The sequence below is a fragment of the Isoptericola sp. F-RaC21 genome, from assembly GCF_038593535.1.
Taxonomy (GTDB): Bacteria; Actinomycetota; Actinomycetes; order Actinomycetales; family Cellulomonadaceae; genus Isoptericola.
Genome location: NZ_JBCFYX010000004.1, coordinates 704,678 through 723,388 on the forward strand (window position 1 = coordinate 704,678; position 18,711 = coordinate 723,388).

General features: G+C 73.6%; 17 protein-coding genes. 8 read left to right on the plus strand and 9 right to left on the minus strand.

Going from position 1 to position 18,711, the window contains the following annotated elements; genetic code table 11:
* Positions 1 to 44: 44 nt before the first annotated feature.
* The 5 genes from AAG589_RS18070 to AAG589_RS18090 form a co-directional block, all read right to left on the minus strand.
* Positions 45 to 1,661, minus strand: coding sequence for a glycoside hydrolase family 43 protein (locus AAG589_RS18070; protein ID WP_430568662.1), 1,617 nt, complete (start codon positions 1,659 to 1,661; stop codon positions 45 to 47).
* A 155-nt stretch (positions 1,662 to 1,816) separates the two neighbouring features.
* Positions 1,817 to 3,130, minus strand: a complete 1,314-nt coding sequence (locus AAG589_RS18075) for an ABC transporter substrate-binding protein (RefSeq protein WP_430568663.1) — start codon at positions 3,128 to 3,130, stop codon at positions 1,817 to 1,819.
* A 23-nt stretch (positions 3,131 to 3,153) separates the two neighbouring features.
* Positions 3,154 to 3,783, minus strand: a complete 630-nt coding sequence (locus tag AAG589_RS18080; RefSeq protein WP_430568664.1) for a hypothetical protein — start codon at positions 3,781 to 3,783, stop codon at positions 3,154 to 3,156.
* The gene (locus AAG589_RS18085; protein WP_430568665.1) at positions 3,780 to 4,685 is read right to left on the minus strand and encodes a carbohydrate ABC transporter permease; all 906 of its coding nucleotides are present in this window, start codon (positions 4,683 to 4,685) and stop codon (positions 3,780 to 3,782) included. Before AAG589_RS18085 ends, AAG589_RS18080 begins: the two co-directional genes overlap by 4 nt.
* On the minus strand, positions 4,685 to 5,644 hold the full coding sequence (locus tag AAG589_RS18090) for a carbohydrate ABC transporter permease (protein WP_446719761.1): 960 nt from the start codon (positions 5,642 to 5,644) through the stop codon (positions 4,685 to 4,687). Before AAG589_RS18090 ends, AAG589_RS18085 begins: the two co-directional genes overlap by 1 nt.
* A gap of 237 nt (positions 5,645 to 5,881) precedes the next feature.
* Here AAG589_RS18090 and AAG589_RS18095 point away from each other — a divergent pair, with 237 nt between their 5' ends.
* Positions 5,882 to 6,880: a LacI family DNA-binding transcriptional regulator gene (locus AAG589_RS18095; protein ID WP_430568666.1), complete on the plus strand. Its 999-nt coding sequence runs from the start codon at positions 5,882 to 5,884 to the stop codon at positions 6,878 to 6,880.
* Positions 6,877 to 7,848: a LacI family DNA-binding transcriptional regulator gene (locus AAG589_RS18100; protein ID WP_430568667.1), complete on the plus strand. Its 972-nt coding sequence runs from the start codon at positions 6,877 to 6,879 to the stop codon at positions 7,846 to 7,848. The genes AAG589_RS18095 and AAG589_RS18100 overlap by 4 nt, the downstream gene beginning before the upstream one ends.
* A gap of 19 nt (positions 7,849 to 7,867) precedes the next feature.
* Here AAG589_RS18100 and AAG589_RS18105 read toward each other — a convergent pair whose 3' ends face one another.
* A complete protein-coding gene (locus AAG589_RS18105) occupies positions 7,868 to 8,716 on the minus strand; it encodes a siderophore-interacting protein (protein WP_430568668.1) in 849 nt (282 codons plus the stop codon).
* A 68-nt stretch (positions 8,717 to 8,784) separates the two neighbouring features.
* Here AAG589_RS18105 and AAG589_RS18110 point away from each other — a divergent pair, with 68 nt between their 5' ends.
* Together AAG589_RS18110 and AAG589_RS18115 are read left to right on the plus strand one after the other, a co-directional pair.
* Positions 8,785 to 9,288 carry a VOC family protein gene (locus AAG589_RS18110; RefSeq protein ID WP_430568669.1) on the plus strand — a complete coding sequence of 168 codons (504 nt, stop codon included), beginning with the start codon at positions 8,785 to 8,787 and terminating at the stop codon, positions 9,286 to 9,288.
* A gap of 64 nt (positions 9,289 to 9,352) precedes the next feature.
* A complete protein-coding gene (locus AAG589_RS18115) occupies positions 9,353 to 9,781 on the plus strand; it encodes a hypothetical protein (RefSeq protein ID WP_430568670.1) in 429 nt (142 codons plus the stop codon).
* Between the two features lie 16 nt (positions 9,782 to 9,797).
* Here AAG589_RS18115 and AAG589_RS18120 read toward each other — a convergent pair whose 3' ends face one another.
* Entirely contained in the window at positions 9,798 to 10,739 is a 942-nt protein-coding gene (locus AAG589_RS18120) for a D-2-hydroxyacid dehydrogenase family protein (RefSeq protein ID WP_430568671.1), read from the minus strand.
* 86 nt (positions 10,740 to 10,825) lie between these two features.
* On the opposite strand from AAG589_RS18120, the gene AAG589_RS18125 reads away from it, so the two are divergent.
* Positions 10,826 to 11,596, plus strand: a complete 771-nt coding sequence (locus AAG589_RS18125) for a class I SAM-dependent methyltransferase (protein WP_430568672.1) — start codon at positions 10,826 to 10,828, stop codon at positions 11,594 to 11,596.
* An 18-nt stretch (positions 11,597 to 11,614) separates the two neighbouring features.
* Here the strand turns inward: AAG589_RS18125 and AAG589_RS18130 are convergent, their stop codons facing one another.
* Both AAG589_RS18130 and AAG589_RS18135 read right to left on the minus strand, forming a co-directional pair.
* Complete coding sequence (locus tag AAG589_RS18130) at positions 11,615 to 11,992, minus strand: DUF4267 domain-containing protein (RefSeq protein WP_430568673.1); 378 nt, start codon at positions 11,990 to 11,992, stop codon at positions 11,615 to 11,617.
* The gene (locus AAG589_RS18135) at positions 11,989 to 12,906 is read right to left on the minus strand and encodes an alcohol dehydrogenase catalytic domain-containing protein (RefSeq protein WP_430568674.1); all 918 of its coding nucleotides are present in this window, start codon (positions 12,904 to 12,906) and stop codon (positions 11,989 to 11,991) included. The genes AAG589_RS18130 and AAG589_RS18135 overlap by 4 nt, the downstream gene beginning before the upstream one ends.
* A gap of 139 nt (positions 12,907 to 13,045) precedes the next feature.
* On the opposite strand from AAG589_RS18135, the gene AAG589_RS18140 reads away from it, so the two are divergent.
* The 3 genes from AAG589_RS18140 to hrpA all read left to right on the plus strand — a co-directional run bounded on the left by AAG589_RS18140 (position 13,046) and on the right by hrpA (position 18,699).
* Positions 13,046 to 13,489, plus strand: a complete 444-nt coding sequence (locus tag AAG589_RS18140) for a winged helix-turn-helix transcriptional regulator (protein WP_430568675.1) — start codon at positions 13,046 to 13,048, stop codon at positions 13,487 to 13,489.
* A 69-nt stretch (positions 13,490 to 13,558) separates the two neighbouring features.
* On the plus strand, positions 13,559 to 14,158 hold the full coding sequence (locus tag AAG589_RS18145; RefSeq protein WP_430568676.1) for a VanZ family protein: 600 nt from the start codon (positions 13,559 to 13,561) through the stop codon (positions 14,156 to 14,158).
* Positions 14,159 to 14,172: 14 nt separating this feature from the next.
* Positions 14,173 to 18,699, plus strand: coding sequence for an ATP-dependent RNA helicase HrpA (gene hrpA / locus AAG589_RS18150; protein ID WP_446719762.1), 4,527 nt, complete (start codon positions 14,173 to 14,175; stop codon positions 18,697 to 18,699).
* Positions 18,700 to 18,711: the final 12 nt, after the last annotated feature.

An 18,711-nucleotide genomic window follows, 5' to 3' on the forward strand; every position in this document is an offset into this window, starting at 1 on the left:
CTCGAGCTCGGTGCAAAAACTGAAACGTCCGACGGCGGGAGCCGTCACTGCGAGGCGGTCAGCGCCGCCTCGCGTTCCCGGGTCGCACCCGGGGAGCTCTCGTCGTCCACAACGACGGTCAGCGGGCCGACGACGGCGGTCCCGTCGCCGGGCCCGCCCCACGGCGCGGCGGCGAACAGCCCGACGCGCGCGCCGACCCAGTGCCCGACCGTGAGCGGGATCGGGTCAACGGTCGCGGTCCACCGCGCGCCGTCCGTCGACCAGGCGAGCGTGGCGAGGGGAGAATCGGGGTCTCCCTCGATCCGCACGCGCAGCCGCAGCGGCTCGGAGACGGGATCGCCGACGACGACGGGGATCTCTTGCGCCCCCGGCGCGCCGGACATCCGCACCACGGGCCGCAGCGCGCCGTCGGTCCGCTCCACGCCGATCCACGCGTACTCGCGGCCCAGGAGCACGAGCCCGGCGCGGGCGCCGTCGGGCGCCACCCCGTCACCGAGCAGCCCGGACCCGTCGACGGTCACCTCCACCGTGGCCGCCTGGCCGGGGACACGCTGCCCCAGCACGTGCCCGAGAGTCCGCAGGTCGCCGCCGTCGTCGGGGACGGCGCGCAGGGTCAGCCGACCGTCGGCGGGCCCCTCGGACCAGTCGTCGGCCGGGTTGGCCTCCCACGCCCACTGCGGGCGCAGCGGCCCGGTGAACGGGTCGTCGGCGTACGGCAGGCGGCGCGCCGGCCCGGGGCGCGTGCCACCTGCCGGCACGGGATGCGTCACGACCGGCTGCCCGATGCCGTCGCCCGGGCCGGGCGCGCCCATGCGCGGCCAGCCGTCGTCGTCCCACCGCATGGGCTGCAGGTGCACGACGCGCCCGGCGGGGCCGCGGTCCTGGAAGTGCAGGAACCAGTCCTCGCCTGCGGGGGTGTCGACCCACGCGCCCTGGTGCGGGCCGTTGACGTCGGTGTCGCCCTGCGCGAGCACGATGCGGTGCTCGTACGGTCCCCACACGGACCGGGAGCGGAACACCGTCTGCCATCCGGTGGCGACACCGCCGGCGGGGGCGAAGATCCAGTACCAGCCGTCGCGGGCGTAGAACTTGGGACCCTCGAGGGTGTGGAATCCCTCGATCTGCTCGCCGTCGAGCACGTCGCGCGGCGCTCCGACGACGTCGCGCAGGTCGCTCGACACCTCGACCACGGTGAGCCGGTTCTTGAACCCGGCGCGGCTGCGCGCCCACCCGTGCACCAGGAACGTGCGGCCGTCGGGCGCCCACAGCGGGCAGGGGTCGATGCGCCCGACGCCGGGCAGCAGCCGGTGCGGCGCGCTCCACTCGCCTCGAGGGTCGGTGGCGCTGGTGACGAAGATGCCGTGGTCCGGGTCGGGGAACACGATGTGGAACGCCCCGTCGTGGTGCCGCAGGCTCGGCGCCCACACGCCGCCGCCGTGCCTGGGGACGTCGAAGTGGTCCGTCGGCGCGAGCGCGGGGCGGGCGTTGACCACGTGCTCCCAGTGCACGAGGTCGTCCGAGCGCAGCAGCGGAAGGCCGGGGGCGAGGTTGAAGCTGGACGCGACCATCCAGTACTCGTCGCCCACGCGGATCACGTCGGGGTCGGAGTAGTCCGCGTCGACGACGGGGTTGCGGTAGTGCGGCACGGCGCCGGTGTCCATGCGGGTCCTCGTTTCTGAGCATGGTTCTGGGCATGCCACGGAACGCCACCACGGGTGGCGCTGCGGGCGGTGGGGTCAGGCGGGGGTTCAGGCGGGACGGACGGCGCGGGGCGGACGACGGCGCCGCCCGCCCCGACCGGTTCAGAAGACGCGCGTCAGGAGATGTTGTCCTGGAACTTCTGGAACATGTCCGCCGCGGCGTCCTTCACGGAGAGCTTGCCGAAGATGACCTGGTCGTACTCGCTCTTGAAGTCGGTCAGGCTCTGCGAACCGCCCTCGGGCGCGACCGGCGGCTTCGCGATGACGGTCGGCGCCATCTTCTGCTCGAAGTCGTAGGTCGCCTTGTCGCCGGCCTCGAAGCCGGTCGCGATGTCGGACAGCACGTTCTGGTTCGCGGGCATGCCGCGCGTGATCCCGAGGATCTTGCCGGCCTCGGGGTCGTTGAGGAAGAAGTCCACGAACTTCGCGGCCTCCTCGGCGTGCTCGCTCGTCTTGGCCACGGTGAGCAGCTGGGTGACGCCGGCGTACTGGCCGGTGGTCTTCGCGCCCTCGTCGGCGGGGATCGGCGCCATGGCCACCTCGCCGAACGCGTCGAAGTAGGCGGAGGCGAGGGAGACGTCGTTGAGCTCGCCGAGCGCCTTGCCCTTGACCAGCGGCGAGTTCGCCGTGGTGCGGTCGTTGGCCGTGGTGACCGACGCGGGGGTGAGGACGCCGTCCTTCGCGAGGCCGGAGGTGAAGTTCCAGAACTCCTCGAGATCCGCCTCGGTGAAGTTCAGCGCGCCGTCGTCGGTGTAGACGCTCTTGCCGCGCTGCAGCAGCCACGACTCGAACCACGCCTGCTCGTTGCCGAAGTCGGCCATGACGGCTTGCTTGCCGCCGGTCTCCTTCTGCACCTTCTCGCCGGCGGCGACGAGGTCGTCCCACGTCCAACCGTCGGCCGGCGCGTCGAGGCCGAGCTTCTTCCACGCGGCGGCGTCGTAGAAGAACGCCTGCGTGGAGCTGCCGGTCGGCATCCCGTAGACCTTGTCGTCGATCTTCCCGGCGGCGAGGGCCATGGGAGCCGTCGTGTCGGTGCGCAGCGCCGGGTCGTCACCTTCGGTATACGGCGTGAGGTCGGCGATGACGCCGCGCTGCTGGTACTCCTTGAAGTACTCCAACTTCATCTGGAAGATGTCGGGCGTGTTGCCGCCGGCCACCTGGGTGGCCATCTTCTCCCAGTAGCTGGTGTCGGGGGCGAACGAAGTCTCGATCGTCACCCCGGGGTGCTTCTTCTCGTAGAGGTCCACGACCTTCTCGGTCGCCGCCGCGCGGTCGTCGTTGCCCCACCACTGGAAGGTGAGGGTGACGTCGCCGTCGTCGTCGGACGAACCGCCCGCGCCCCCCACGCCGCACGCCGTGAGCGCCACCATCGAGAGCGCCGCGCCGACGGCGACCAGCGCGCCCCGTCGCGAGCCGGTACCTGAAGCCATGACCATCCTCCTTCGTCGCTCCATCACAGGAGCTCTGTTCCATCAGACGTGGAGCCCGTGTCGCCACGACGACGGGCGGTGACTGCGGCGGCCGCGACGCACAGCGGCCCGGCGACGACGACGAGCAGCGGGGGGATCCACTGCACGAGCGCCGCCACGATCAGCACGGCGACCGCAAGGAGCGCGGTGCCGGGGAGGTCCTCGCGGGCGTGGACCATGCCGTCGCGGGCGGCGTCCGCCCACGACGTGCTCGGGCGCCAGGCGGCCGCGACGCGGAGCGCGATCGTCCCGACGACGACGGCGGCGGCGGTCGCCGCGAAGGCGGCCGGCCCGCCGAGGCCGGCGCGTACCGCGTAGGCGTCGGCGATGACGACGAGCAGCGCGAGGGTCGGCACGACGACGCCGGCCGCTCCGGACCGGAGCGCGGCCACCCAGCGCCGGGCGTACTGGCGGGCGCCGACGGTGACGTCGCGCTCCTCGCGGGACCGCACCAGGTCGGCGCCAGCGGCGAGCGCCACGAACCACGTGACCACGGGCAGGGCGCCCGCGACCACGAGCATGCCCAGCAGCAGCGCGTCCGTGAAGGCCACGAACCGGCCCGCGTAGGTGCGGTGCGCGTCGGGGCGGCGCAGCCGGCGCACGAGGGCGCTCATCCCTTGAGCCCCGAGGTCGCGACGCCGTCCACGAGATAGCGCTGGAAGACCAGGAAGAACAACAGGATCGGCAGCAGTGCGAGCACGGACATCGCGAACATCGGCCCGTAGGACGACGTGCTGGACTGATCGATGAACAGCCGCAGCCCCAGCTGGAGCGTGTACGTCTCCGGCTTGTTGAGGAAGATCATCTGGCCGAAGAAGTCGTTCCAGCTCCAGATGAACGAGAAGATCGCGGTGGTGATGAGGGCCGGCCGGATGAGCGGCAGGATCACCGAGAAGAAGGTCCGGTACGGTCCGGCGCCGTCCACGAGCGCGGCCTCGTCGAGCTCGCGCGGGATGCCGCGCACGAACTGGATGACGAGGAAGACGAAGAAGCCCTCGGTGGCGAGGAACTTCGGCAGCACGAGCGGCAGGAACGTCCCGATGAGGCCGAGCTGCTGGAAGATGATGTACTGCGGGATTAGCACCACGTGCATCGGCAGCATGAGCGTGACGATGGTGAACGCGAAGAACGGGCCGCGCAGGCGGAACCGCATCCGCGCCAGGGCGTAGCCGGCGAGGGCGCACGAGGCGACGTTGCCGATCACCGTCAGGGTGGACAGGATCAGCGAGTTCGCCAGGAGCTGCCAGAACGTCAGGCCCCCGGCGCCATCGAGCGCGTCGGTCCAGTTGGCCGGCGTGAACTCCTGCGGCCAGAAGCTCGTCGTCGTGAAGATCTCACCGCTCGACTTGAAGGACGCCGAGACCAGCCAGGCGAGCGGGAACAGCAGCGCGACGAGCGCGAGCAGCATGAACAGGTGCCAGCCGGTGCTGCGGACCGCGCGGCTGCGGACCGCCACAGCACGGGCGGGCGGCGTCTGCGATGCGTGCGAGGCGGGGATCGTGTCGACGGCGGCCATCACTTCTCCTCGGCGGTGTAGAAGACCCAGAAGTTGGCGGTCTTGAAGACGATCAGGGTGGCGACGCCGATGACGGCGAGCAGCACCCAGGCGAGGGCGGAGGCGTAGCCCATCTCGAAGTCGGTGAAGCCCTTCTGGTACAGGTACAGCGTGTAGAAGAGCGTCGAGTCGGCAGGGCCTCCGCGGCCGCCGCTGATGACGAACGCGCCGGTGAACGACTGGAACGCGTGGATGATCTCGAGCACGAGGTTGAAGAAGATCACCGACGACAGCATCGGCAGCGTGACGCTGGAGAACCGGCGCCACGAGCCGGCGCCGTCGAGCGACGCGGCCTCGTACAGCTCGGGCGGGATCTGCTTGAGCCCGGCGAGGAAGATGACCATCGGCGCGCCGAACTGCCACACGGCGAGCAGCACCAGGGTGTAGAGCGCGTAGGACGGGTTGTCGACCCATCCGCCGGTGTGGATGCCGATGGCGGACAGGCCGCGGTCGACGGTGCCGCCGTCGGAGAAGAGGGCTCGCCACACGAGCGCCACGGACACAGAGGCGCCCAGCAGGCTCGGCGCGTAGAACGCGGACCGGTAGAAGCCGAGCCCCTTGCGGGGTCGCGCCAGGAGCATCGCGACGAGCAGCGCGAGCACCAGCTTGAGCGGGGCCGACAGGAGCACGTACTTGAGCGTGACCTTCGCCGAGGCCCAGAACTGCGGGTCGGCGAACATCTCGCGGTAGTTGTCGAGGCCGATCCACGACGGCGCGCTGAACAGGTCGTAGTCGGTGAACGACAGGTACAGCGAGTAGAGCATCGGCCCGATGGTCAGCAGGGCGGCGCCAAGCATCCACGGCGTCATGAACACGTACGGCGCCGACCGTCCGGACCGGCGGGTCCTTCGGCCGCGTGCCGTCGGCGGCTGCGCGGCGCCACGAGCCCGGGTGGGCTGCACGGCGGTGGTCAGTGCCACGAGATCAACTCCCCGTCGAGATGGTGTCCCGCGCCTGGCGGGATGAACTGCGTCGTTCCGGTGACTGCTTCGTCGATGGGAAGGGTTGCACCAATTCCACTCGTTGCCAAGTCCGTCCCACAAACCGATGGAACGGCGGGTGGCACAAGGTGGCATAGGGTGGGCCTCGCCCGCCGTCGCCACCACTGATGGGACAGTGGCCCCGGCGCGAGCCGAACCTCGAAGGAGAGCCGACCGATGGCAGTCACGATCCGCGACGTGGCGCGGCACGCAGGCGTGTCCCCGTCCACCGCCTCGCGGGCGTTCACGCTCTCGGGCCCGGTCGACCCCGAGACGCACGCCCGCGTGCTCGCCGTCGCGGAGGAGCTCGGCTACCGGCGCAACCGTTGGGCGAGCAGCCTGCGCGGCGGCGCCACCAAGAAGCTCGCGATGATCGTGCCGGACCTCACCAACCCGTTCTTCGCCGACCTCGTTCGCGGCGCCCAGGCACGGGCTCACGAGCTCGGCTACCTCGTCCTCGTCACCGACACCGACGACGACCCGCGCGCCGAGAGCGAGATGCTCGCGTCGCTCGCCGACCGAGTGGACGGCAGCCTCCTGTGCACGCCGCGCACCCCGGACGACCAGCTCGGCCGCCTCACGTCCCGCGGCCCCACCGTGCTGCTGCACCGCACCAGCGACGACGTGCCGTACGTCATCAGCGACGTCGCGCAGGGGGTGCGCCTCGCCGTCGACAACCTCGTCGCGCTCGGGCACCGGGACATCGCCTACCTCGACGGGCCGCCCGAGTCCTGGTCCGCGGGCTTGCGCCGGACGGCGATCGCCGCGCTCGACCTGCCCGACGGCGTCGCCGTGCGGACCGTGGGCCAGGTGCCCGCCCGGTTCGAGGGCGGCGTCGCGGGGGGTGACCTCGTCGTCGCGAGCGGCGCCACCGCCGTCCTCGCGTTCAACGACGTCGTCGCCCTGGGCCTGCTGCACCGGCTCGTCGCGCGGGGCGTGCGTGTCCCCGACGACCTCAGCGTGGTCGGGTACGACGACGTCCCCTCCGCCGCGATGGCCACGCCGGGGCTCACGACCGTCGCACAGCCACTCGTCGCGTCGGCGCGGACCGGGGTGGACATGCTGGTGGACCTCGTCGAGGGCCGGCCCGTGGGCGACGCCGCCGTCGTGCTCCCCACCCACCTCGTCGTGCGGTCCAGCACCCGCGCCGTCGAACCGCTGGGGCGCACCGCATGAGCGCCCGCACCACCGGCCGCACCACGATCCACGACGTCGCCGCCGACCTCGGGATCTCCGCCTCCACCGTCTCGCGAGCGCTGTCCCCGCAGGGCGTCGTCAGCGACGAGACCCGACGGCGCGTCGAGGACGCCGCCGCCCGCCTCGGGTACCGCCTGAACAGCGCCGCCCGGAACCTGTCGACGGGGCGCACGCACGCCCTCGGCCTGCTCGTGCCGGACCTGCGCAACCCGTTCTTCGCCGAGATCGCGAAGGGGGCGCAGAACCGCGCCCGGGCGCGCGGCCACGCCGTCTACGTCGCCGACACGAACCTCTCGGCCGAGACGGAGCTCGAGGCGGTCGAGATGATGCGCCGCGACGTCGACGGCTTCGTCGTGTGCTCCCCCTGGTCCGACGACGAGCGCCTGGTCGCCGCGCTGTCGGGGGTGCCCGCCGTCGTCATGCACCGCGAAGTGGAGGGACTGCCGAGCGTCACGGCCGCCCTGCACGACGGGATGCGGCAGGCACTCGACCACCTCCGCGCGCTCGGGCACGCGCGCATCGCGTACGTCGCCGGGCCCGCCGGGTCGTGGAACGCGCGCGAACGCCGCCGCGGCTACGAGGCGGAAGTTCCCGAGGTGGAGCAGGTGATGCTCGGGCCCGTGGTGGACCAGTTCGAGGGCGGCTTCTCCGTGGCGGACGCGCTGCTCGCCACGGGCGCCACGGCCGTTGTCGCGTACAACGACATCACGGCGCTCGGCCTGGTGTCCCGGCTCGCCGCCCGTGGCGTACGCGTGCCGAAGGACATGAGCGTGATCGGGTTCGACGGATTGGACGTCGCCACCCTCGCCAACCCCCTGACCAGCGTCTCCGTGCCGCGCGCGCTGGCCGCGGAGCACGCCGTCGACCTGCTGCTGCGGCCCGGTACCTCGTCGGTGGTGCTGCCCACGCAGCTCGTCGTCCGCGAGTCGACCGCCGCGCCTTCCTGACGCCCGGCGCTACCGAGCCTCAGTCCGGGTCGCTCGGGTCCAACGGCAGGTGGTGGTCGAGGTTGACCGTGCCGCGCCGCCAGTACCCGGAGATCTGCACCTGCTCGGCGGGCAGGCCCAGCTCGCGCCGGAGGTAGCGGCGCACGGGCACGAGGTCGCCGGCCTCGCCGAGCCCGACGAACATCTCGTCGGGCTCCAGCCCGCCCAGCGACCGCACGGCCTCGGCCAGCTGCCCCGGCCCGTCCGTGCGGTAGAGGATCTCGACGTCGGCGCGGCCCAGCTCGGACTCGACGAAGTCCTCGTCGGTGTCGTCGCCGATCTCGACGACCGCGGTCACGGTGACGTCGTCGCCGACGGCGGCCACCCAGCGCGCGAGGGCCGGCAGCCCGGTCTCGTCGCCGGCGAGCGTCAGCCGGCCGATCCCGTCCGGCACCCCGACGCTGCCGCGCGGGCCGGCCAGCACGACCTCGTCGCCCTCCGCCGCGCGCGCCGCCCACGCGGACGCCGGGCCCTCGTCGCCGTGCAGCACCCAGTCGACGTCGACCTCCGCCGCGCCGTCGACCACCCGCACGGCCCGGACCGTGTAGTCGCGCGAGATGGACACGACGCCGGTGGGACGCTGCAGCCCGCCGTCGGCGGCGAGCGTGGGGGCGTGCAGCTCGCCGGTGGCCGGGTCGGGCAGGAAGACCTTGACGTGGTCCTCCGGCCCTGGCGCCCGCAGGGCGGCGAGCGACGTCGGCGCGCCGGGGTCGGCGCCGTCGACGTCCCGGAACGTGGTGCGGCGCATCGAGCCGGTGAGCTCGGTGACGGCGTGCACGCGCACGCGGCGGGGGACGAGGTCGAAGCGGGTGCGGGGTCGGTCGAACATCCCTCGATTCCACCACGGCCGCGACCCCGCGACCGTGCGCCGTCGGTGGCGCCGCCTACCGTCGCAGGATGACCGACATCCCCACGGTGCTCGCCGGCCCGGACGTCACCGGCCGCGGGCGCTCGCTCAACCCGTTCGTCGTCGTCGACGGCGCCGCCGGCCTCATCACGTTCTGCGAGGAGGTCTTCGGCGCCCGGGAGGTGCCGGAGGCGCGCACCGCCACGCCCGCCGGCTCGCTCATCCACGCCGAGGTCCGGCTCGGCGACTCGTTCCTGCTGCTGGCGGACCGGCAGGACGGCTGGCAGGCGCGGCCGGGCCTCCTGCAGGTCTGGGTGTCGTCGGTCGACGACGTGCTCGCGCGGGCCGTCGAGCGCGGCGGCCAGGTCGTCACGCCGCCGTCCCCGTTCTACGGCGAGCTCACGCTCGCCCGGATGGCGGACCCCTGGGGGAACCTGTGGTGGCTGTACGCATCCGCGCCGGGCCAGGCCGACCCCGCCCCGCACTGGGCCGGCGGGTCCGACGTCGTCTTCCGGACCCTGGACGAGCACCTGCGCACGCCGGCCGCCCCCTGAGGGCGCGCCGCGGCGGAGCGAGGACGTGCTCGACCTGCCATCCGCGCTGCGTCACACTGTGCCGGTGAGCGATCCGTACCAGCCCGGCCAGTACCCGGAGCCGAGCCAGCAGCAGCCCCAGCCCGGCTACGCCGAGCAGCCGTACCCGCAGCAGGGGTACGCGCAGGGATACCCGCAGGCCCCGTACCCGCCGGCGGGCTACGGGTACCCGGCGTACGCGCCCGAGCCGCCCGGCAAGACCATGGGCATCGTCGGCTTCGTGCTGGCGTTCGTCGTCGCGCCCGCGGGGATCGTGGTGTCCGCGATGGCCCTGTCGGAGTCGAAGAAGGTGGGCTACCCGAACGTGCTCGGCAAGTGGGGGCTGTGGCTGTCCATCGCCTTCACGGCGCTCGCGGTGCTGTACGTGCTGTTCATCGTGCTGGCCGTGTTCGGCGGGCTGTTCGCGGCGTTCTCGACGACCTCGTCGTTCGAGCAGTACGGGATGTCGGTCTGACCGCTCCTGGCGCGCGCTACGCCAGCACCCGTACCGGCGTCCCGGCCGCCCACGCGGCGACGTCCTCCGCGGCCTGGCCGTAGAAGGTCCGGTAGGTCGCCTCGGTGACGTAGCCGAGGTGCGGCGTGAGGACGGTGCGCGGCGCGGACCGCAGCGGGTGGTCGGCGGGCAGCGGCTCGACGTCGTACACGTCGAGCCCGGCCCCGCCGAGGCGACCGTCGCGCAGCGCGGCGAGCAGGGCGCCGGTGTCCACGAGCGGGCCCCGCGAGGTGTTGACGAGCACGGCCGTGGGCTTCATGCGCGCCAGGTCGTCGGCGCCGACGATGCCGCGGCTGCGGTCGCTCAGCTTGTAGTGCACGGTGACGACGTCGGACGTCGCGAACAGCTCGTCCTTCGCGACGGCGCGCACCCCGGCCTCCTCTGCCTTCGCCGGGTCGAGGCGCTGGCTCCAGGCGACGACGTCCATCCCGAACGCCTGCCCGACCCTCGCCACGCGGCTGCCGAGCCGCCCGAGCCCGACGACGCCCAGGCGGCGGCCCTCGAGGTCGCCGCCCACCGTGTACTGCCACCCGCCGTCGCGCACCGCCCGGTCCTCGGCCGGCACGTGCCGCAGCACGGCGAGGATCAGCGCCCAGGTGAGCTCGGGGGTCGCGTTCGTGGGCGAGTCCGTGCCGCACACGACGACGCCGCGCGCGCGGGCGGCGTCGAGGTCGATCGACGCGTTCTGCCGGCCGGTCGTCACCAGCAGCCGCAGGTCGGGCAGCCGCGCCAGGCGCGCCGCGGTGAACGGCGTCCGCTCCCGCATGGCCACGACGACGTCGTACCCGGCGAGCGCCGCGGCCACCGCGTCGTCGTCGGGCAACGGGCGGTCGAGGAAGTCGACCTCGGCGCCCAGGGCGGCCCAGTCGGCGAAGCGGTGAGCGACCTGCTGGTAGTCGTCCAGGACGGCGATGCGCACGGTGACCTCCTCGTTCGGTGGCGGGCGATGCCGACGCTACCCGCGGCTGCCGGAGCCGGGCGCCCGGGCCCGGCTAGCCTGCCGTGGTGACCGAGGACGACCCGGCCGCGCTCGTGGCCGCGCTGGCCGACGTGCACCGCCGCACGACGATGGTCGGCTGGGACTTCGCCGTCCTGGACGGCGCGATGACCTCAGAGAACCCGCCGTGGGACTTCGAGGCGGACTGCCTCGCCGCGATGCGGCGCGCGCGCACCGTCGTCGACCTGGGCACGGGCGGCGGCGAGCGGCTCGCCGCGCTGCTGGACCGGCTGCCTGCGGGGACCGCTCCGTCCGTGGTGGCGACGGAGGGCTGGGTCCCGAACGAGCCGGTCGCCCGCGAGCGCCTCGCGCCGTACGGCGTGCCCGTGGTGCCGTACGACGCCGAGGCCGCCCCGCGGCTGCCGTTCGCGGACGCCTCGGTCGACCTGGTCATGGCGCGGCACGAGGCGTACGACGCCGCCGAGGTCGCGCGGGTCCTCACCCCGGGCGGGGCGTTCCTCACCCAGCAGGTCGACGGGCGCGACCTGGTCGAGCTGCGCGACTGGTTCGGCGCCGAGCTGCTCTACCCGGAGGTCCGCCTCGACCGGGCGCGCGCGGACCTCGAGCGGGCTGGCCTGACGGTCGTCGTCGCCGACGAGTGGCAGGGGCGGGCGCGGTTCGCCGACGTCGAGGCGCTGGTCACCTACCTCGCCCTCACCCCGTGGACGGTGCCGGGGTTCGAACCCGCCGCGCACCCCGGGCGCCTGGCGGAGCTGCACCGCGGGGGCGCGGTGGACGTCACGCAGGTCCGCTTCCGGTGCTCCGCGCGCACGCCCTGACCTGGGCCGCGCCACCCGTCAGGCGACGAGGAGCACGAGCCCGACCACGACCATGACGGCCGCCGTCGCGGCGTGCACGCCGTAGACGGTGGACCGGGGCCCTCCGGCGCGGGCCACGGTGACGGCGTCGCACACCGGCATCACGGCGGCCGCGATCATGGCCGCGCCGAGCAGCTGCGGGGAGCCGCCGATCAGCACCACGAGCAGGAGGATCCCGGTGCCGATGTCGCGGTTGCCCTTGACCTGCGCCCAGTACCGGAAGGCGCGGTCCGCGACCGGGGTGTCGGGGATGCCGAAGCCGGCGGCGACGCCCGGCGCCCAGAAGAAGCTCGTGCCCATGACCACGACGGCCGCGGCGATCAGCCCGGCCACCACGGTGGCGACGGTGGCGATCACGGGAGCACCACGACCCGGCCGCGGACGCCGCCCTTGGCCAGCAGCCGGTACGCGCCGACGATCTCGGCGAGCGGGAGGGCCGCGTGGATCCTCACGGGGACGGTCCCGTCGACGACGCGGTCGAGCAGCCGCGCGAGCAGCGGGCCGTCGGGGTGGCTGACGACGACGTCGACGGAGATGCCGCGCTCCTCGCGAGGCTCCAGCCCCGGCTTCACGCCGACGAACCGCCCGCCGTCACGGACGAGGGTCACCGCCTCGTCCTGCATGGCCGCGGCGTCGACGACCACGTCCCACCCGGCCCGGGGCGCGGCGGTGAAGTCGACGCCGAGGCCGCGCACGAACGCCTCGTCGCCGGCGCGCGCCAGGCCGGTCACCTCCCAGCCGCGCTCGGCGGCGAGCGCCGCGACTGCCGCGCCCACCCCGCCGGCCGCCCCCGTCACCAGGAGTCGGCGTCCCTCCGCCGGCGCGGCTCCGAGGACCTCCAGCAGCTGGGCGGCCGTCGTGAGGGCCAGGGGCGCGCTCGCCGCGACATTGGGGCACAGCCCGTCGGGCAGCACGGCGACGTCGGCCGCGGCGACCACGACGTGGTCGGCGTGCGAGCCGTGGTCGCGGTCGAAGCCGCCGAGGAAGCCGGCCACCCGGGTGCCGACGACCAGGTCGACGTCGTCGCCCGCAGCCTCCACGACGCCCGAGAAGTCCGCGCCGAGGCCGGTGTGCTCGGGCTGGGTCACCAGGCCGAGGCGGTGCAGCCCGCCGCCCGTGACGTCGAGGTCGACGGGGTTGACCGCCGCGGCGGCGACCTTGACCCGCACCTGGCCCGGGCCGGGCTCGGCGACGGGGACGTCGAGGATCTCGATCGACTCGGGTCCGTGCGGCGCGTGGACCACGGCGTGACGCGATGTCTGGTGGTTCATGACTTCCTGCTCCTCTGTCGGTGTGTCTCGGTGCTCGTCGTTGCGTGGACGGCGGATCACCACCACCATGGACACGGTGCTTCCGATCGGGAAGTAGGCACCTCAAGGTGCCTAGGTCACCGGGACGACGGGAGGGCCCATGCCGACCATGACCGCGGCGCAGCAGCGCGCCGTCGCGAGGCAGGAGTACGACGCGTTCCTCGACGTGTGCCCCAGCCGCCAGCTCCTCGCGCGGATCTCCGACAAGTGGGTCGCCCTCGTGCTCGCCGCGCTGGGGGGCGACGGCCCGGGCTCGGGGCCCACGCGCGGTCGGCGGCCGATGCGCTTCTCCGAGCTGGCCCGGCAGATCTCCGGCGTGAGCCAGAAGATGCTGACCCAGACCCTGCGGTCGCTGGAGCGCGACGGGATGGTGACCAGGACCGTCACCGCGACGGTCCCCGTGACCGTCACCTACGAGCTGACGGATCTCGGCGCCTCCCTGCAGGGCGTCATACGGGACATCAAGGCGTGGGCCGAGGGGCACATGGACGAGGTCCTCGCCCATCGCGACCACCACGACCGTCGGCAGTCGGACGCCGGGTAGCCGCCCCGCGCGGACCACGGCGCGCGTTCGCATACGCTCCCGCAACATGGCGGCGGATGGACTGAGCGCATGACCACCCTCGCGACGGCCTCGCGCCCCCGGCCCGCGCTCGTCCTGCTGTTCGCGGCGTACCTCGCCCTCCTCGTCTGGGTCGTCCTGTGGAAGCTGGACGTCCCGCGCATCGGCGACGCGGGAGGGCGCGTCGTCAAGCTCGTGCCGTTCGCGGCCACCGGCTCCGCGGGCGCCAGCGATCCCGTCGAGCTCGTGCTGAACCTCGTGCTCTTCCTGCCGTTCGGCGTCTACCTCGGGCTCCTCGCGCCGTCGTGGCCCTGGTGGCGGACGGCGGGCACGCTCGCGGGCGCGAGCCTGGCCCTGGAGGTGGCGCAGTACGCGCTGGCCGTCGGGAGCTCGGACGTCACCGACGTCGTCGTCAACACCGCGGGCGGCCTGGCCGGGCTGGGCGTGGTCGCCCTCGCGCGCCGCGGCCTGCGCGCCCGGACCGCCGTCGTGCTGACCCGCTGGTGCGCCGCCGGGACGGCGCTCGCGGCGGTCCTCGTGGGCCTCTTCGTCGCGTCGCCGGTGCGGCTCACGGGGCCGCCGCCGGGCGACGTCGTGGTGGGCTGCCGGGACGGTTCGCCGGCCGGGCACCAATCACCTTGCGGTCCTTGAGAGAATCGGACGTCGTGAGCACCGAGCCCAGCCCCGCACCGCAGTCGTCGTCGGACGACGGCGGTGCGCGCCGTCCCCAGGTCCGGGGGCACGGTCGTGGTCGCGGCCGGAGCCGCGGACGCGATCAGGGGCGCCGGGGCGGGAACGGGCCGGAGCGCCGCAGCGGCCCGCGCCGGGTGAGCCGCGAGCAGCTGGAGAAGGCCGCCGCGCGCCGCGCCTCCGTCGAGGTGCCGCCGATCCACTACCCCGAGCAGCTGCCGGTCTCGGCGCGCCGGGACGACATCGCCGCCGCGATCCGCGACCACCAGGTCGTCGTCGTCGCGGGCGAGACCGGCTCCGGGAAGACGACGCAGCTGCCGAAGATCCTGCTCGAGCTCGGCCGCGGCCGGAAGGGCCAGATCGGGCACACGCAGCCCCGCCGGATCGCGGCCCGCAGCGTCGCCGAGCGCGTGGCGGAGGAGATCGGCACGGAGCTGGGCGGCGTCGTCGGCTACCAGGTGCGGTTCACCGACACCTCGTCCGAGGAGACGCTGGTCAAGGTCATGACCGACGGCATCCTGCTGGCCCAGATCCAGCGGGACCCGGACCTGCTCGCCTACGACACGATCGTCATCGACGAGGCGCACGAGCGGTCGCTCAACATCGACTTCCTGCTCGGCTACCTGTCGCGGCTGCTGCCGCGGCGCCCGGACCTCAAGGTCGTCATCACCTCCGCCACGATCGACTCCGAGCGGTTCGCGGCGCACTTCTCCCCGTCGCACCTCGCCCAGATCGGCGGCGCGCCCGAGGCCGTCGTGGACGTGCTGCCCGACCACGCGCCCGTCGTCGAGGTCACCGGCCGCACCTACCCGGTCGAGATCCGCTGGCGCCCCCTGTCCCCCGACACCGACCCCGACGCTCCCGCGAAGAAGAAGGGCGAGGAGAAGGACCTGGTCACGGGCATCGTCGAGGCCTGCGACGAGCTGATGCGCGAGGGCCCGGGCGACATCCTCGTGTTCCTGTCCGGCGAGCGGGAGATCCACGACGCCGCGGACGCGCTGGAGGGGCACCTCAAGGACCGGGTGCGGGACAGCAAGCGCCCCGACTTCGTCGAGATCCTGCCGCTGTACTCGCGGCTGTCCGCGGCGGAGCAGCACCGCGTCTTCCAGCCGCACGCGGGCCGCCGCGTCGTGCTGTCGACGAACGTCGCGGAGACGTCGCTGACCGTGCCGGGCATCCACTACGTCGTCGACCCGGGCACTGCGCGCATCTCGCGGTACTCCAAGGCGACCAAGGTGCAGCGCCTGCCGATCGAGCCGATCAGCCAGGCCAGCGCCAACCAGCGCTCCGGGCGGTCCGGCCGTGTGGCCGACGGCGTGGCCATCCGGCTCTACTCGCAGGAGGACTTCGAGAACCGGCCGGAGTTCACCGAGCCCGAGATCCTGCGCACGTCGCTCGCGTCCGTGCTGCTGCAGATGATCTCGGTGGGCGTCGTGACCACGCCCGACGACGTCGCCCGCTTCCCGTTCGTCGAGCCCCCGGACACCCGGGCCGTGCGCGACGGCGTGCAGCTGCTGTCCGAGCTGGGCGCGCTGGAGACGAAGGACGGCGCGACGCGCCTCACCGACGTCGGGCGCACGCTCGCGCAGCTGCCGATGGACCCGCGCCTGGCCCGCATGATCATCGAGGGCTCGAAGCGCGGCGTCGCGCGCGAGGTGGCCATCGTGGCGGCGCTGCTGTCCATCCAGGACCCGCGCGAGCGCCCCGCCGAGAGCCGCGCGCAGGCCGACCAGCTGCACGCCCGGTTCACCGACCAGTCGTCCGACTTCCTCACCGCACTGAACCTGTGGGAGTACGTACGCGGCCAGCAGCACGAGATGGGGTCGTCCGCGTTCCGCCGGCTGTGCAAGGCGGAGTACCTCAACTTCCTGCGCATCCGCGAGTGGCAGGACGTCGTCGCGCAGCTGCGCGAGATGGCCAAGCCGCTGGGCATCGACATGTCGTTCAAGCCCCGGACGTCCCCGCTGGTTGAGCCTGTCGAAACCCCCGACGAGGCCGCGGACCAGGTTTCGACAGGCTCAACCAGCGAGCTCAGGCAGGTGTGGGACGGCGAGACGATCCACCGCTCGCTGCTGGCGGGCCTGCTCAGCCAGATCGGCATGCAGGACACGGGCGAGATCAAGGCGTCGTCGGTGGCGCACCTGCGCGGCGAGGCCCGCGCCCGCGCGCTGCGGCAGGCCGCCAAGCGCGCCCGCAACGAGTACGTCGGCGCGCGCGGCGCCCGGTTCGCGATCTTCCCCGGCTCGCCGCTGAGCAAGAAGCCGCCGGAGTGGATCATGGCCGGCGAGCTCGTCGAGACGTCCCGACTGTGGGCGCGCGACGTCGCCCGCATCAAGCCCGAGTGGGCGGAGGAGCTCGCCGGCCCGCTCGCCAAGCACACCTACTCCGACCCGCACTGGTCCACCAAGCAGGGCGCGGCCATGGCCACGGAGAAGGTGCTGCTGTACGGCGTGCCGATCGTCGCCGACCGCCCCGTGCTCTACGCGAAGGTGGACCCGGAGGCCGCGCGCGAGATGTTCGTGCGGCACGCCCTCGTCGAGGGCCAGTGGACCACCCACCACAAGTTCTTCGCCGAGAACCGGCGCCTGCTCGCCGAGGCGGAGGAGCTCGAGGCGCGCTCGCGGCAGCGCGGGCTCGTCGCCTCCGAGGACGACCTGTTCGCCTTCTACGACGAGCGCGTGCCCGACCACGTCGTCAGCGCCGCCCACTTCGACCGCTGGTGGAAGACGGCGCAGCGGGAGACGCCGGACCTGCTGACGTTCACGCTCGACCAGCTCGTCGACGCGGACGCCGTGGACACCTCCGAGTTCCCGGAGACCTGGACGCAGGGCGAGGTCACCCTGCCGCTGACGTACCAGTTCCAGCCCGGCGCGGCGGCCGACGGCGTCACCGTCCACGTCCCCCTGTCGATCCTCAACCGGGTGGCCCCCGAGGGCTTCGACTGGATGGTGCCCGGGCTGCTCGACGAGCTGTGCGTCGCCACCATCAAGTCCCTGCCCAAGGCCGTGCGCGTGCAGCTGGTGCCCGCGCCCGACGTCGGCCGCGCCGTCGCCGACTGGCTGAGGGAGAACACGCCGTCGTGGGAGGACATGACCCGCGCCGGCGACATGGCCGAGCCGTTCCACGTCGCGTTCTCCCGCGCCGTCCGCGCGCTGCGGGACGTCGTCATCCCCGACGACGTGTGGGACGCCGAGCGGGTCGAGCGGCTGCCCGCGCACCTGCGCATGACGTTCCGCGTCGAGGGGACCCCGTCGGTCGAGCCTGTCGAGACCCAGAGACGTTCCGGCAAGGGGCGCAGGCGCAAGCCCCGTCCCGCCGCGCCCGCCCCACTGGACGAGTCCAAGGACCTGCTGTCCCTGCAGCGGCGGCTCGCGGCGCAGGCCGAGGCCGCCGTCCGCGCCGCCGTGAAGGGCGCCGTCGGGCAGGCGCTCGAGGAGGCGCGGCGCGGTTCCTCGCACTCGCCGGTCGAGCCGCACTCGCCGGTCGAGCCTGTCGAGACCCCGTCGTCGGTCGCGAACCGGGTGTCGACAGGCTCAACCAGCGGCGGGGTGGTGGCCGAGCGCACAGGCCTCACGACCTGGCCGGAGTGCCTGCCCGACGGCGCGCTCCCCGACAGCGTGTCGACCGACCTCGGCGGCGGTGTGGTGGTGCGCGGATACCCCGCGCTGGTCGAGGAGGAGGACGCGCAGCGCAGGCCGTCCGTGGCGCTGCGCGTTCTCGCCGACGCGACCGGCCGGGACGCCCAGCACGCGCGCGGCGTCCGCCGGCTGCTGCTGGCGGAGACGGCGCTGCAGCCGGGGCGGATCACGTCGCGGTGGACGTCGAAGCAGTCGCTGACGCTCGCCGCCGCGCCGTACCACAACACCGAGGCGTTGGTCGCCGACCTGCAGCTCGCCGCGGTCATCGCGCTGACCAGCCCCGACGCCGACAAGGCGCCGGGGACCCCCACGGGCGGCCCGGTGGCCGTACAGATCCGCGACGCCGACTCGTACACGGCAGCGCGCGAGTTCGTGCGGCGGCACCTGGAGGACGAGGTGCACCGGATCGTCGGGCACGTCGTCGCCGCGCTGACCGCGTGGCGGGCGGTGGAGGGCGAGGTCCGCGCGTCGTCGTCGCTGGCCCTGCTCAACACGCTGCAGGACGTCCGCGACCACGTCGCGGGGCTCATCCACGACGGTTTCGTCGCGCAGACGCCGCCGCGCCGCGTGCCGCACCTGGTGCGCTACCTGCGCGCGGCGTCGTACCGCCTGGAGAAGGCGCAGACCAACCCCGCGCGCGACGCCGAGCTCGCCTGGCGGGTGCACGACGTCACCGAGGCCTACGACAAGGCGCGCGCCGCGTACGCCGCCGGCCCCGCCGACCCGGCCGGCGCGGCGGAGCTCGCCGACGTGCGCTGGCTGATCGAGGAGCTGCGCGTCTCGCTGTTCGCGCAGCAGCTCGGCACCGACGGCGCCGTCAGCGAGAAGCGCATCCGCAAGATCCTCAGCCCGAACGGCTGGTAGCGGCGGCGCGCT

Excerpts from the sequence above, each read along its gene's own strand:
- AAG589_RS18070 (WP_430568662.1), bottom strand. The coding sequence starts at position 1,661 with ATGGACACCGGCGCCGTGCCGCACTACCGCAACCCCGTCGTCGACGCG.
- AAG589_RS18075 (WP_430568663.1), bottom strand. The coding sequence starts at position 3,130 with ATGGCTTCAGGTACCGGCTCGCGACGGGGCGCGCTGGTCGCCGTCGGC.
- AAG589_RS18080 (WP_430568664.1), bottom strand. The coding sequence starts at position 3,783 with ATGAGCGCCCTCGTGCGCCGGCTGCGCCGCCCCGACGCGCACCGCACC.
- AAG589_RS18085 (WP_430568665.1), bottom strand. The coding sequence starts at position 4,685 with ATGGCCGCCGTCGACACGATCCCCGCCTCGCACGCATCGCAGACGCCG.
- AAG589_RS18095 (WP_430568666.1), top strand. The coding sequence starts at position 5,882 with ATGGCAGTCACGATCCGCGACGTGGCGCGGCACGCAGGCGTGTCCCCG.
- AAG589_RS18100 (WP_430568667.1), top strand. The coding sequence starts at position 6,877 with ATGAGCGCCCGCACCACCGGCCGCACCACGATCCACGACGTCGCCGCC.
- AAG589_RS18105 (WP_430568668.1), bottom strand. The coding sequence starts at position 8,716 with ATGTTCGACCGACCCCGCACCCGCTTCGACCTCGTCCCCCGCCGCGTG.
- AAG589_RS18110 (WP_430568669.1), top strand. The coding sequence starts at position 8,785 with ATGACCGACATCCCCACGGTGCTCGCCGGCCCGGACGTCACCGGCCGC.
- AAG589_RS18135 (WP_430568674.1), bottom strand. The coding sequence starts at position 12,906 with ATGAACCACCAGACATCGCGTCACGCCGTGGTCCACGCGCCGCACGGA.
- AAG589_RS18140 (WP_430568675.1), top strand. The coding sequence starts at position 13,046 with ATGCCGACCATGACCGCGGCGCAGCAGCGCGCCGTCGCGAGGCAGGAG.
- AAG589_RS18145 (WP_430568676.1), top strand. The coding sequence starts at position 13,559 with ATGACCACCCTCGCGACGGCCTCGCGCCCCCGGCCCGCGCTCGTCCTG.